Below are 15,488 nucleotides of genomic sequence, written 5' to 3'. Positions count from 1 at the left end.
CATCGCGTATCTGATTTACACCTCGGGCACCACCGGAGTCCCCAAAGGCGTTGCCGTCACCCATCACAACGTGATCCAGTTGCTGGCGTCACTCGAGGCCGGGATGGAAATCGACGGGCAGGTGTGGTCGCAGTGGCATTCGCTGGCATTTGACGTCTCGGTGTGTGAAGTCTGGGGTGCGCTGCTGCGTGGCGGGCGCCTGGTGGTGATACCGGAGTCGGTGGCGCGTTCTCCCCAAGACTTCCACGCCTTATTGGTGGCTGAACAGGTCAGTGTGTTGAGCCAGACTCCGTCGGCGTTCTACGCCTTGCAGACCGCTGACGCGCTCGCGCCCGGCCTGGGAGCTCAACTGAAACTGCGGGCTGTGCTGTTCGCCGGAGAAGCCCTCGAGCCGCGGCGGCTGGGGACGTGGCTGGACCAGCATCCGGGCTCGCCGCGGCTGCTGAACCTGTACGGCACGACCGAGACGACGGTGCATGCGTCGTTCCGGGAGATCGCGCCCGGCGACGTCTACAGTGCGGCCAGCCCGATTGGGGTGCCGTTGGCGCGGCTCGGCTTCTTCGTGCTGGATCGCTGGTTGCGTCCGGTGCCGGTCGGGGTGGCCGGTGAGTTGTATGTGGCGGGCGCCGGGGTCGGTGTCGGCTATGTGGGTCGGGCTGCGCTGAGTGCGTCACGGTTTGTGGCATGCCCGTTCGCGGGCGAGGGGGTGTCGGGGCTGCGGATGTACCGCACCGGGGACCTGGTGTGTTGGAGTTCCGATGGCCAGCTGCGGTACCTGGGGCGTGCCGATGAGCAGGTCAAGGTCCGCGGGTATCGCATCGAGTTGGGCGAAGTGCAGGCGGCGTTGGCCGGCCTCGACGGGGTCGATCAGGCGGCGGTGATCGCCCGCGAGGACCGCCCCGGCGACAAGCGCCTCGTGGGTTACGTGACCGGTACAGCCGATCCGGCCGAAGCGCGCGCCGCGCTGGCCGAGCGGTTGCCTGTCTACATGGTGCCGGCGGCCGTAGTGACGGTGGAGGCGTTGCCGTTGACGGCGAACGGGAAATTGAATAAGCGGGCGTTGCCCGCGCCCGAGTACGCCGCCGGCGATCTGTATCGCGCCCCGTCCACGCAGACCGAGGAGATCTTGGCCGGCATCTACGCCCAAGTGCTCGGGCTGGAGCGGGTCGGCGTCGACGACTCGTTCTTCGAGCTGGGCGGTGACAGCATCTTGTCGATGCAGGTGGTCGCCCGGGCGCGGGCGGCGGGCCTGGTGTTCCGCCCTCGCGATGTGTTCGTCGAGCAGAGTGTGGCGCGCTTGGCCCGGGTGGCCGGGTCGGTCGAAGGTACCGGAGGCCCGGTCGATGAGGGATTGGGGCCCGTGGTCGCAACGCCGATCATGCGCTGGTTGGCCGGCGTGGATGGCCCGGTGGCGCAGTTCAATCAGACGGTGGTGGTGCAGGCCCCGGCCGGGGCCGGTGCGGCCGATGTGGTGCTGGTGGTGCAGGCCCTGCTGGACCGGCACGCCATGTTGCGACTGCGCGCTGTCGACGATGGTGCCCGGAGCTGGTCGCTGAGGGTGCCCGAGCCCGGTGAGGTGGACGCCCGCGAGTGCGTGCGGGTGGTTGACGTGCTGGCTGATGAGGCGCTGGTCGCGGCGCGGTCGCGGTTGGATCCTGCTGCCGGGCTGATGCTCAGTGCGGTGTGGGCTAGCTCGACGGGGCAGTTGGCGTTGGTTATCCACCATCTGGCGGTGGATGGGGTCTCATGGCGGATTTTGTTGGCGGACCTCAATCTGGCGTGGGAACAGCGTCGCGGTGGGCAACCGATAGCCTTGCCGGCGGCGGGGACGTCGTTTGCCCGGTGGTCGGCGTTGCTGGCCGCGCACGCCAGTAGTCCCGCGGTGGTGGATCAAGTCGACGCGTGGCGGCAAGTGGCGGCGGCACCGGCGGTGCTGGCGCCGGTGCAGCCCGCTGTGGATACGTTTGCCGCGGCGGGGCATCTATCGATGGCGCTGGATGTCGAGACCACCCGGATGCTGCTGGGGGAGGTGCCGACGGCGTTTCATGCCGGTGTGCACGACATGTTGTTGATCGCGTTCGGGTTGGCCGTGGCCGAGTTCGCGGCCAACGTTGAAGGGCCGATCGGAATCGACGTCGAGGGGCACGGACGTCACGAGGAGCTGGCCGCAGACGTGGACCTGACACGCACGGTGGGGTGGTTCACCACCAAGTATCCGGTGGCGTTGAACGTCGCGGGGCTGGCTTGGGACCAGGTGGTGGCTGGCGATGCGGCGCTGGGTGCGCTGGTCAAAGACGCCAAGGAGCAACTGCGGGCCCTGCCCGACCCGCTGGGCTACGGTCTGCTGCGGTACATGAACCCCGATGTGGAATTGGGAGGCTCGGACCCGGCCATCGGGTTCAACTATCTGGGACGACTTGGGGCGGCAGCCGATGCCTCCCACGACCTGTGGCGAGTTTGCCAGGATGTCGCATCGGTCACCCGCGCGGCCGCGGCCATACCAATGCCGCTGATGCACACCGTGGACCTGAACGCCGGCACCGTGGACACCGAATCCGGCCCGCGGCTGCACGCAAACTGGACCTGGGCGCCCTCGGCGGTGGACCGCGAGCAGGTCGGTCGGCTGGGCCGGTTGTGGTTTGACGCCCTGGCCGGGATCTGCGCGCATGTCCGCAACGGCGGCGGCGGGTTCACGCCGTCCGACTTCGCTCCCGCTCGTCTGACCCAGCAGCAGCTCGACGAGCTGCAGCAGCAGCACCACATCGCCGACATACTGCCGTTGACCCCGCTGCAGCAGGGGCTTTTGTTCCATGCCGGTGCCGGGTGCGGACCCGATCACGACGTGTATGCGGTGCAACTGGACTTCACCGTGATCGGTGCCCTCGATACCGATCGGCTGCACGCGGCGCTGCACACGGCGGTGACCCGCCATCCCAACCTGGCGGCCCGGTTCTCGACCCAATTGGACGAGCCGGTGCAGATCATCCCGGCTGATCCGCTGGTGCCGTGGCGGTATCTCGAGCTGCATCCGAACGGCGTGAGCATCGACGAGCAGATCCGGGAGGTGCGCACCGCCGAACGCGTCGCGGTATGCGACCTGGCCGAGCAGGCCGCATTTCGCGCGGTGCTGATTCGCACCGGACCAGGCCGGCACCGGTTCGTGCTGACCAATCACCACATCGTGCTCGATGGCTGGTCGCTGCCGATCCTGCTGCAGGAGATCTTTGCCAGTTATTACGGACGTCCGTTGCCCACGGCCGCCCCGTATCGCACCTTTGTCGCCTGGCTCATCGGGCGGGATCGCGCCGCGGCCCAAGCGGCGTGGCGCGAGGTGCTGGCCGGCCTGGAGGCCCCCACTCTGGTGGGTCCGCCGGGCCGGCTGAGTCAGGCGCGACGATCCGCCGCATGGTACGAGGTGCCGGAGGACACCACCCAGGCCGTGAGTGACTTGGCGCGGTCGCGCCATACCACCGTCAACATCGTGTTGCAGGCGGCATGGGCGCAGATGTTGATGCGGTTGACCGGCCAGCATGACGTGGTCTTCGGTACCGCGGTCTCGGGGCGGCCAGCGGAATTGTTCGGCGCTGACTCGATGGTGGGACTGTTGATCAACACGGTCCCGGTGCGAGCACGCATCACCACGGCAACCACCGCCGCCGACCTGCTCGATCAGCTGCAGGACTCCCACAACTGCACGCTGGAGCACCAGCATCTGGCGTTGTCCGAGATCCACCGCCTCACCGACCACGATCAGCTGTTCGACTCCATGTTCATCTACGAGAACTATCCCGTCGACACCGAGGCGTTGACCGGCGACTACGACCTGACCATCACCGAAGTCAACACCAGCGAATCCACCCACTATCCGCTGGCGGTCGCTGCCATACCGGGTTCCCAAATCGGGCTTCGGGTCGAGTACGACGCCGAGGTGTTCGAACTGGCCAGCATCGATGCGTTGTTCGCGCGATTCCAGAAGGTGCTGGAGGCCATGACCGCAGACCCCACCCGTCCGCTGTCGTCGATCGATCTGCTCGACGCCGACGAGCACGCCCGCCTGGACGCGTGGGGCAACCGCGCAGTATTGACACACCTGGCTCCGGCATCCATGTCCATCCCCGAGGTGTTTGCCGCGCATGTAGAGCGGGCCCCGGACGCGCTGGCGCTGACGTGCGAGGGCCGGTCGATGACGTACCGCGAACTCGACGAGGCGGCGAACCGATTGGCGCACCTATTGGCCGACCAGGGTGTGGGTGCCGGTGATGTGGTGGCGCTGCTCCTGCCACGCTCGGCCGAGGCGATCGTGGCGATCCTGGCGGTGCTCAAAGCTGGGGCGGCTTATTTGCCGATCGACCCCGCGGTACCAACGGCCCGGATCGAGTTCATGGTGGCCGATGCCGCGCCGGCCGCGGCAATCACCACCGCAGACCTGCGGGCCCGACTGGGCGGGTCGGACTTGCTGCTCATCGATGTCCACGACACCCGCATTACCCCCCGTCCAGCTACGGGCCTGCCGGCGCCGGCCCCGGACGACATCGCTTACCTCATCTACACCTCGGGCACTACCGGTGTGCCCAAGGGCGTGGCGGTCTCTCACCACAACGCGATCCAGCTACTCGAGGTAGTGGATGGACACTTTCCGACACCGGCCGCATGGGCGCAATGCAAATCCCTGGCTTTCGACGTTTCGGTGTCCGAGATCTTCTTCGCGCTACTGCACGGCGGGCGCGTGGTCGTGGTGCCCGAGTACGTGGTGAGCTCACCGGATCACTTCAAGGCATTGCTCGTCGCCGAACACGTCGAGGTGTTCACCGAAACCCCTTCCGCTCTTGCGGCGCTCTCGCCCGAGGGTTTGGAGTCGCTGGCCGTGATGGTGGCCGGCGAAGCCTGCCCGGCCGAGGTGGTGGAGCGGTGGGCGCCGGGGCGGCTGATGGTGAATGCCTACGGTCCGACCGAGACGTCGATGGGCATAACGATGAGTGCCCCGCTGACGCCGGGGATCGGCGCGGTGCCGATCGGTGCGCCGGTGCTACAAGCGGCGTTGTTTGTTCTGGACGCCTGGCTACGTCCCGTTCCGGCCGGAGTGATAGGGGAGCTGTACGTGGCCGGTGCCGGGGTCTCATATGGGTACCTGAACCGGGCGGGGTTGAGCGCCTCGCGGTTCGTGGCGTGTCCGTTCGCCGGTCCGGGGACTCCCGGAGGGCGCATGTATCGCACCGGGGACCTGGTGTGCTGGGGTTCCGACGGCCAGTTGCGGTACTTCGGTCGCGCCGATGAGCAGGTCAAGATCCGCGGCTATCGCATCGAATTGGGTGATGTCCAAGCGGCATTGGCCGAAATCGACGGGGTGGGCCAGGCGGTGGTAATCGCTCGCGAGGACCGCCCCGGTGACAAGCGTCTAGTCGGTTACGTCACCGGCACCGCCGACCCGGTAACCACTCGAGCCAAGCTGGCCGAGCGGCTGCCGGCCTACATGGTGCCCGCAGCAGTGGTACCGGTGAGAGCGCTGCCGCTGACGCCCAACGGAAAACTTGACAGGCGAGCCTTGCCGACACCCGAATACGTTGTCGCCGAACGTTATCGGCCCCCGGCGAATTCCGTCGAAGAGACCCTGGCCGGCATCTTCGCCCAAATCCTCGGGCTGGACCGCGTGGGCGTCGAGGACTCGTTCTTCGACCTGGGTGGCGATTCATTGTTAGCGATGCGCGTGATCGCCACAATCAACAAGACTTTGGATGCCCACCTCGCGGTGCGGACCATATTGGACGCTCCGTCGGTTCGAAGCCTGAGTAAGCAACTGAGCGGTGATGGCAGCGCGGCGGAACTGCTCCCGATAGAGGTCCTGAAGAAGGGCACGGGCATCCCACTGTGCTGCGTTCATGAAGGTCTCGGCCTTAGTTACGCGTATCGCGTGCTGGGCGACTACCTCGATTGCCCGATCATCGGAATCAACCAGATCCCGGACAACGGCGAAGTCGGCCGCCAATCGGTTCGTGACATGGCAAAGGATTATGCAGATCGACTGCAGGCCGTTTACCCCGTGGGACCTTACAAATTGCTTGGCTGGTCTTTTGGCGGACCTGTGGCTCATGAACTGGCCGTCGAACTTCGCCGGCGCGGCTGTGAAGTCCAGCGGCTGGTAATGCTGGACCCGGTGCTCGGCGATAGCGGTCCCACGAACACCGGTGGGCCCGCCGAGGAGATTCAGGGCGAGAGTCGCATCCTGGACCTCACGTTGCGATCCAACCGTATCGATGTTCCCGAACAAGGGGAGCAGCTCACTTACGAGCTGGCGGAGGAACTGATCCGCCAGCAGGGAAAGACAGTGGAGTTGATTCTCCCGCCCAGACAGATCTTCGAGTTCGTCGTCGAAAATTACAATTCGAACGGATCGCACCTGAGACAACATGTGCCCGATGTGTTCGATGGCGACGCGATCATCTTTTCCGCCCGGCGAGACGTTGGCAACGAGTCGTCAGACCCGCAGAACTGGAACCCTTACGTGGCCGGCGCCATCACGGTGTATCTGGTCGACTGCGGCCATGACGACATGATGGCCAGCGAGTCGCTCACCTTGTACGCGGAACAGCTCAAACAGGCGCTGGATTCGTAATCCGGCTCGAACCGCCGACCGCTTTATTCGTTAGGTGATTTCGCCTATCAGGTTGAACTCGCCCATCGTGCGCGCAGCCAACTCGCGCATGGCGGGTTTCGTGTTCTCGGCGCCCGGCTGGTAAGCGCCGATGCTGATGACGATCCTGTTGTGCAGGCGCCACGACTGCACAGTCATCAGGCCGCCGGTGCACTCGAGCCATCGTTGCGTCAGGTGTTGGAAAGCCAGTCGCCCGGTGACGAACTCGGCGTCGCTGCCATCGAGGCGGCACACCACGGACCCCAGATCACCGAGATTGGAGCACAACACAGGGAGGGCTTCGCTGAGCATCGCGTAGTCCAGTGCACTCAGCCGTTTCAAGACACGTTTCGGAATGAAGGGGATCAGCGAAGCGACTTGCGAGGACTCCTCGGTGGATGTTTCGCGAAGGGTCACCAGCGCCTGCTTGATCGCGGCACGCACGTCATGCAGATCTGTCGTCACCCCCGTCGGATCAACGCTGACACGTGCGAACGACACCGCGTTCGCACGCATGTCACCCTCGGCCCGGGTACTGATGGGCAGTTGCACGGTGACGGTATCGTCACCGGCGCGCCGGCGGCCTACGTGCTCCGCGAACTTCGCCACGAACCCAACAAGCAGCGTCTTACTGGTTCCGCCGAGCGCCTCCGCGCAGCTATCCCAGTCGGCCAGATCGACCAGGACGGTGACGGTCGGCACGACGACAACGGAGTCTGCAATGTTGTTGGTGTCGCGGAGGGTCGGCGGCCGCGATTTCTGTGATTGGCTGGTGTTCTGCCGCTGATTACGGGCCTGTTTTGCCGCCGCCACAAGCGCCCGTCCAACCTCAGGTGCCTGCTGCGCCGTTTGGCGAGCATCCTCAACCAGCGCGCGCAGTCGAGTGCGCGAACGTGGCGGTGGGTAATTGAAATCGTGCGTGATGCCCGAAAGGGCCTCGATACCCGACACGACCAGTCCAAGGCCGTCGAGAAGGTAGTGCGAAATCACCAGGCTTACCGCGGTGGAGCCGTCGGTCAGTGGAAGCACGCCCAGATGCCAACCGGGGCCAGACTCCGGGTCGACGGGGATTTGTGAGCGTTCATCTGCCCAGTCGCCGACCTCGGCGCGCGGGCGGGGACGCTGCGCAATATCGATGTCTTTGGGGCCGCGGTCCAAGACCCACCGATACCGGGCAAACGGCAGCGGCGAACGCTCGATGCGCCTTCCCAACAACCCACGACCGAGATTGTGGTGAAAACGGCTCACTCCGTCGAAATCAAGAGGATGCTCATAAACCCACACGACCTGCATGATTTGCTTCGGCCCGGTGACACGCTGCCCCATGAACAGGGCTTGGTCCACGTAACCGAGGCGATTGTCCAGGCACGCATTACCGTTGAGTGCGCGGGTGCCGACGGAGGCTCGGGCAGGAAGTATCCGCAGTGGCACTGATCAACCTTCCTTTACATGCATGTCAACGTCGCGCGAGCGCACCGTAATTAGCAACCGTTGGCATCCGATGGTTGCTCATCCCGATCCTGCGAGCTTGTCGCACAGCATTCCGGTCAAGCCGCGTATGGTGCCGACGTCGGCGAGATCGGCGGAATTGATGCGTATCCCTGTTTCGGTCTCGAGGCGGGTGCGTAGCTCCAGCGCGCCCAGTGAGTCAAGGCCGTACTCGGCGAGCGGCCGGTCGACATCCACGTTTCGGCGCAGGATCAGGCGAACCTGGTCGGATATCAATCCCAGCAGCCGGGTGGGCCACTCATCGAAGGGCAATCCTTTGAGCTCAGCACGCAATCTGCTGATGCCCCTGGCGGTTTGCCCCGTGCGGCGGAAGGCCTCGAAGAAGGGACTGTGCTGGGCGAAGGCGGTCACTGCGGTGCTCATGACCGCGTAGCCGGTGTAGGCGCGCTCATGCCGCAGCAGCGTTTCGAACGCATAAGCGTCATCGGTGGCAGCAATGGCGATGTCGACATCGTCCGCGGTAGCCGCGTCGGGCTGAGCCGACGGACCCCACGCGATCGCGTTGGCCGGCAAGCCCTTCGACCGCCGCCACAGCGTAAAGGCGTCCAGCCAGCTGTTGGCTGCGGCGCAGGCGCCCTGCCCCGGCAAGCCCACCAGGGCGGCCGCCGAGGAGACCAAGCAGAACCAATCCAACGGCTGGCCCGCGGTGCCACGGTGCAAATTCCATGCGCCGCAGGCCATTGGCGCCCAGCTACGTTCGATGAGCTCGTCGGTGGTATCGGTCAGAGCGGCATCCTCTACCACCGCCGCCGCTTGGACCACCCCGCGTAACGTAAGGCCGGTGGCCGTCGCCGCCATGACCAAGCGTTGTGCCGTGGCTTCCTCGGCGATGTCGCCACACTCCACCACAACGTCCGCGCCGATCGCGCGGATACGCTCAACTTTGCTCAGGGCTTCGGGAGTGGGCTGCGACAGCGAAGACAACACGATGCGTCCGCAGCCCTCCCCTGCATCGGGAGCAGCCATCTTCTCGGCCAAGAACAAACCCAGGCTGCCGAGTCCATCGGTGATGATGTAGGCGCCGTCGTCGCGGAAGACCCGGGCCGCCGCGGGCGGCACCGTCACACGGGTGCGCCCGGTGCGGGGGACATCCAGCACGAGTTTTCCGGTGTGTTCGGCGTCGCTCATCGCCCGAATTGCGTCGGCAGCCTTCTCTATCGGGTAGTGCGTGCTCTGCGGGATCGGCAGCACGCCATCGGCGGTGAGTTGATACACCGTGTTCAACAACGTGCGCAGCCGGTGTGGGTGGCTTTCGGACATAGACGCCAGGTCCACGGCGTAGAACGCGAGGTTGCGCCGTAACGGCGTAAGCCCCAAGCGGATGTCGCCGTAGCTGCCATGTTTGCCGATCTCGATGAATCGGCCACCGTGCGCGAGCAATTCGATCCCCGCGCGCTGGGCGGCGCCGGTGACCGAGTTGAGTACGATGTCGACCCCGTAGCCGTCGGTGTCCCGGCGGATCAGCTCGGCGAATTCGCTGCTGCGTGAGTCATAAACGTGCTCGATCCCGATGTCATGCAGCAGATCTCGGCGCTGCTGGCTACCACCAGTCACGAAGATCTCGGCGCCCGCCGCGCGGGCGATCGCGATCGCTGCCTGCCCGACGCCACCGGTCCCGGAATGAATCAATACCTTGTCGCCGCTGTCGATGTGGGCGAGATCATGCAGTCCGTACCAGGCTGTCGCCGTCGCGGTGGTGACTGCGGCCGCCTGCTCGTCAGAAAGCCCGGCCGGCAGAGTGACCGCCGAGCGCGCATCGCAAGTAAGGAACGAACTCCACGAGCCGGTATGACACAGGCCGCCAACATGATCGCCCACCTTGTGGTCGGCCACTCCCGGCCCGACGGCCGTCACCAGCCCGGTGAAGTCAGTGCCGAGCTGCGTTGGGTGGCCGTCGAATTCGACGGAGGCGAGACGACCGGACGCTGAGAGGACGTCAGCGAAATTGACTCCGGCTGCGATGACCGCAACTTCGATCTGGTTCGGTCCGGGCGTAACCCGTTCGCAGGCAACGAGTTCCATGGATTCCAAAGCGCCGGGTGTGCGGATCTGCAGACGCATCCCGTCGCGCTCGTGGTCAATTACGGTCGTGCGGCGGTCCTCGGGACGCAGCGGACTGGGTGACAACCGCGCGGTATACCAGTCGCCGTTACGCCAGGCGGTTTCGTCTTCCTCGGATCCGCTTTCGAGTTGCCGGGCCAGATGTTCGACTTCGGCGTCGGCGTCCAAGTCGATATGCGTGACACGCAAGTGTAGGTGTTCGGTGCCGACCACCCGGATCAGACCCCTGAGTCCAGCCTGTTCCAGGTTGGGTTCATCACCGGTGAGCACCGTCTGAGCGGCGCGCGTGACGACATACAGGCGAGAGGACTCGCCCGGAATGTCCGGCAATTCGCGGATGATCCGCGCCAGATGTTGCACACACTCGCGACCCATCAACGGATCAACGAAGTCACCGTTGTGCGGTCCCATCAGCACCACTACGCCGGTAAACCCGGTGCCCAGCAGATGTTTCCGAAGCTGTTGGCTGTTCACGGTGTGGTCAGCGTGCGGTGTCCACGACACCGTCGTGCACTGGGAGCCGTGACTTTTCAGGGCGTCGGGCAAATCGGTGGCGAGAACGTCTGCGACGGCGGTGGTGCTGATCAGCAGCCAGCTTCCGGGGTGAGTGTATTCGACGTCGGGCAGCTCTCGCTGCCGCCATTCGACGGTCAACAGCCGCTCGGCCAACACCCGGTCTTTCCTGTCTTTTTCGGAGAGACCGGTCTCCAATCGCAACCCATCTACGGAGAGCAGGACTACCCCGTGCTCGTCGAGCACCTCGAGATCAGCCTCGATCCCGGAACTGTCGGCGTTCGACACGCGGGTGTAGCAGTAGTGGGCGTTGCGCGCCGAAGCGTGGGCTCGTATCCGACGGACACTGTGCGGCAGCACCAACACGTTCCCGCCAACCGCCTGCATGGCCGGATGAGCCGCGACCGATTGAAAACAGGCATCCAGCAAGGCCGGGTGCGCGCTGTAACCATGTTGGTCGGAACGGATTTGCCGGGGGAGCGCGACCTCGGCCAGGACGCTGCCGCCGCCATCGCCGATGTGCACCGCGCCAAGTCCGGTGAACGCCGGACCATACTGCACGCCCCGCTCGTCCAGGCGCTTGCGCACCTCGTCGCCATCCTGGCTGTGCGGGTGCGCGCCAAGAAGCGCGGCAATGTCGTGCGCGGCGAGTTGTCGTTCCTCAGCGGCGTGCAGGACCGCATTGCTCAGCCGGGTTCTCTCGCCGCCCCGGATTGCCTCTACGGTGAACTCGACGGCGCCCGCGAACGACGCCGCCGCCGATGCGCCGATCTCGATCTGCTCATCTAGCGGCAGCGCCCGCTCGAACCGCATATCGCGGACTTCCGAATCCTCGCCCAGCACCGCGTGCGCGGCGGCCAACGCCATCTCGCAGTGGGCCGACGCCGGAAGCGCAGCAACACATTGGATTTGGTGATCCTCCAGCCACGGCTGGGTGGCAGTGCCGACCTCTCCTTGCCAGACATGACGCTCGGGTTCTTCCGGCAAGCGCACGTGCGCACCCAGCAGCGGGTGTGCCGAAACGGTGCATCCGGCGGAGGTGGCGTTGGATTGCTGATCGTCGCGGTGCAACAGCAGCCGGCGGTGTGTCCACGTTGGCAGGGGCGCATCTAGCAGTCGCCCGCCCGGATAGAGCGCCGAGAAATCTATCGCTGCGCCCGCATTGTGCAGATTCGCCAGGAGGCCGCGCAGCCCGTGCGGCCGCGCTTGCTCCCGCCGCATGCCGGCCAGCGCGGCCACCGAGATGCCGAGGCTACGAGCGTTCTGTTCGACATATGGGTCGAGCAGTGAATCCGCTGCTAGCTCGGCGAAGACCCGGTAGCCATCCTGCATTGCGGCCTGGACCGCGGCGGCGAACCGTACCGTGCGCCGCGCGTTGTCCACCCAGTAGCGGGCATCGCACACCGGCAGCTCGCGCGGGTCGAACTGGCTCGCAGAGTAGATGGGCACTTCCGGTGTTGCGGGGGACACCTCAGCCAGCGCCTCCGACAGTTCATCGAGGATGGGTTGGACCACCGGGGTATGCCATGCGACGTCGGTGACCATCTCGCGAGCCATCACCGGCCGTGCTCGCCACGCCTCGACCAGTTCGCGCACCGTCTCAGTGGCCCCGCCGACGATCGTCGACACTGGTGAAGCCACCACGGAGATCACAACATCCCTGATCCCACCGGCCATCAACTCGGAAAGCACTTGCTGCGCGGGCATTTCCACCAGCGCCATCGCACCGGAGCCGGCGACACGCGCCATCAGCCGTGAGCTGCGGCAGACGACACGTACCCCGTCTGCCAGCGACAGTGACCCCGCGACCACTGCCGCCGCGATCTCGCCCAGCGAGTGCCCGATCACCGCGCCAGGTCGCGCTCCGTAGGACTTCAAGGTCGCCGCCAACGCGACCTGCACAGCGAACAGTGTCGGATGCACCCGGTCTACGCCGGCCATCACCTCCGGCGCCCTAATTGCTTCCGTTAGCGAAAATCCCGACTCGTGCGCGATCACTGGCTCGGCCGCCGCGATGACGGCAGCAAACACCGGCTCGTTGGCCAACAGGTCAGCGCCCATGGCTGGCCATGGGGACCCGTGACCGGAGAACACCCACACCGGGCCCCGATCGTCGCGTCCGGCGGCCGGCCGATACGAGGTTTCACCGTCGGCGACTGCGCGCAACCCCGTCACCGCATCGTCGAGGTTGTCGGCGACGACCGTCGTGCGCACGGGCCGGTGTCCACGACGGCGCGCCAGGGTATAAGCCAGATCAGGCAGCGTCACCTCGTCATGTGATTGTACCCAGTCGGCCAATCGACTTGCGGTGCGGCGTAATTCGTTGCCCGAGGTGGACGAAAGCGTCAGGAGTAGCGGTGGCTGGAGGAGCGATGCCGCGCCTTCGACGTCTTCGTTGGATTCGGAAGTCTCCGGAGCCTGCTCCAAGATTGCGTGAGCGTTAGTACCGGAGAACCCGTAGGCCGATACCGCTGCCCGCCGCGGTTGGAGGTCATCGGTCGGCCACGGCGCATTCTTCTGTGGCACAAACAGATTTGTCTCAATTTGCGCGAGCTCATCGGGCAGGCGTGAAAAGCGCAGATTTCCGGGTACCACGCCGTGCCGTAGGGCCAGGACGGCCTTGATCAAGCCCAGCGTTCCCGCAATCGATTGGCTGTGTCCGAAATTGGTTTTCGCCGAGCCGAGCGCGCAGGGGCTGGCAGTGCCGTAAACCTCTGCCAGGCTGGCAAATTCGATCCGATCGCCGACCGGGTCGCCGCTGCCGTGCGCCTCCACCATGCCGACGCTGCCGGCCTCCACGCCGGCCGCTGCCAAGGCCGCCCGGTAGGCGGCTACTTGTGCCGGCCGCGACGGCGTGGTGATGGCCGCAGTTCGGCCGCCGTTGTTCAGGGACGTGCCGCGCACCACGGCCAAGATCCGGTCCCCGTCGCGCAACGCATCCGGTAACCGCTTGAGCAGCATCATCGCGCTGCCTTCGCCGATGGCGAAACCATCAGCCGCGGCGTCGAATGCATGGCAGCGCCCGGTCGCTGACAGCACGCCGCCGGCTGAGCCAGCGGCGTATCTGCGCGGATCCAGGGTCAGCGAAACGCCGCCCGCCAGCGCTAGATCGCATTCGCTGTCGTGCAGGCTGCGGCATGCGAGATGCACAGTGACGAGCCCAGACGAACATGCGGTATCGACTGTTATCGCTTGGCCTCGCAGGTCCATGGCGTACGCGATTCGTCCGGACGCCATGCTGCGGCTGTTACCCAGGAATCCGTGCGTGGCCTCCGGAGATTCGGAATCGGCCGTCACAGAGAGGTAGTCGTCGTGCGACATGCCGACGTAGACGGCAGTCCGCGACCCAGCCAAACCGGCCGGGTCGAGACCCGCGTGTTCCACTGCCTCCCACGACGTTTCCAGCAGCAGGCGATGCTGCGGGTCGATCGCCGTCGCCTCGCGCTCCTCGATCCCGAAGAACTCGGCATCGAACCCCGCGGCGTCGTCGAGGAAGGAGCCCCACTTCGACACCGACCGACCAGGCGCCCCGGCGTCGGGGTCGTAGTATTCCTCGGCGTCCCAGCGGTCGGCCGGGATTTCGGTAATCAGGTCATCGTCGCGCAGCAACGCTTCCCATAACCGTTCCGGTGAGTCGATACCCCCTGGGAGTCGGCATGCCACACCAATGATCGCGACCGGGGTGACACGCCTGGCGGTCTCGCCGGGCAAACAGCGCAATGAGTCCGATCGACGTGCATCATCATCATCATCGATGCCCCGGAATGCAACCATTCCGCCTCCTAACGGGCAGTGCCCACCTGGTCTTGCCCCCACTGCTTGACTCAAGACCCGGCAGATCCCCCGACTACCAGCTCACCATCCACGTCGATTGACCCTTTTCGAGTCGGCGCTTCGGTGCCGCCAGCGGCTCAGATGGCAGGGCGATGGTATTACGCACCCCGCGGGCGAATTTAAAGAGTCGATAAGATCGTTACCTAACCGTGATATTAGCTGGGCTGTGTTCATAGTCAAGGCTGGGAACGGTTGGCGACACCGCGATGAAGTCCGCCGATCGGTTGTCGTCGACGGTGACAGCCAATCCACTAACGCCGAGCGCGACCGATACGTGCGGCGACGATCAGTCCTGCTTAGCCCCTACGCACGCGTCAATAACCGCGGTTTGGCCCACTAACGATCTGGTGGCGCGGCGGCAACGTTTGCGGGATCGCGCTTACCAGCCAGCCACGGGCCTGCCGTGCGGCTCGACAACCGCGTCACGGCGGCGGCCAGGAGTTTGCTCGTACCGCCTTCAAGCCCGGACCGAACCCCGCCCCGGCGCTGCAGGTAACCGCCGGTAATCAGGCCGTCGATCCCATCGCTGATGGGTCATAGCACCACAATTCGCCCGCCTGTGATGACCGTGCTGCGCCACGAGTGATCAGGAAACTTTGTTGGAACCCACCCCTGTGCCTGCGGGCTTCCAGGTATCGTTTGGGGCGGTTTCACTCAATCTCGACTACAGGACTTGGAGAATCACTCGGTGAGCGTCAATCCGTTCGACGATGACAGTGGCAGCTTTTTCGTGTTGGTCAACGACGAGGAGCAGCACAGCTTGTGGCCGACCTTCGCCGATGTTCCGGCTGGTTGGCGCGTGGTTTACGGCGAAGCCGACCGCGCCGCCTGTCTGGACTACATCGAACAGAACTGGCCCGATATACGGCCGAAGAGCCTTCGCGACAGGTTGGCAGCGGGCCGGACTTCTGACAAGTAAGACGGGTGACCTTGACGCTCCGCT

The 15,488-nt window shown here is 65.4% G+C and carries 4 protein-coding genes; 2 read left to right on the top strand and 2 right to left on the bottom strand.

The window, feature by feature from the left end:
* Positions 1 to 6,610, top strand: a 6,610-nt coding sequence (locus A5753_RS07885) for a non-ribosomal peptide synthetase (RefSeq protein WP_156656006.1), incomplete at its 5' end; no start/stop codon positions are given.
* 30 nt (positions 6,611 to 6,640) lie between these two features.
* On the opposite strand, the gene A5753_RS07880 is transcribed toward A5753_RS07885, so the two are convergent.
* The gene (locus tag A5753_RS07880; protein ID WP_369829298.1) at positions 6,641 to 7,993 is read right to left on the bottom strand and encodes a hypothetical protein; all 1,353 of its coding nucleotides are present in this window, start codon (positions 7,991 to 7,993) and stop codon (positions 6,641 to 6,643) included.
* Between the two features lie 144 nt (positions 7,994 to 8,137).
* A complete protein-coding gene (gene pks2 / locus A5753_RS07875) occupies positions 8,138 to 14,485 on the bottom strand; it encodes a type I polyketide synthase (RefSeq protein WP_067125440.1) in 6,348 nt (2,115 codons plus the stop codon).
* A 748-nt stretch (positions 14,486 to 15,233) separates the two neighbouring features.
* Here pks2 and A5753_RS07870 point away from each other — a divergent pair.
* Positions 15,234 to 15,464 carry an MbtH family protein gene (locus A5753_RS07870; RefSeq protein ID WP_067125446.1) on the top strand — a complete coding sequence of 77 codons (231 nt, stop codon included), beginning with the start codon at positions 15,234 to 15,236 and terminating at the stop codon, positions 15,462 to 15,464.
* The last annotated feature ends 24 nt before the right edge of the window (positions 15,465 to 15,488 follow it).

Origin of the sequence: Mycobacterium sp. 852002-51971_SCH5477799-a (assembly GCF_001667145.1) — a bacterium.
GTDB lineage: Bacteria > Actinomycetota > Actinomycetes > Mycobacteriales > Mycobacteriaceae > Mycobacterium.
Note: the sequence above shows the minus strand (reverse complement) of the source record. Positions and strands in the feature narration are given on the sequence as shown.

Bases quoted from the DNA above. Each gene is read 5' to 3' on its own strand.
- pks2 (WP_067125440.1), bottom strand. From the start codon at position 14,485: ATGGTTGCATTCCGGGGCATCGATGATGATGATGATGCACGTCGATCG.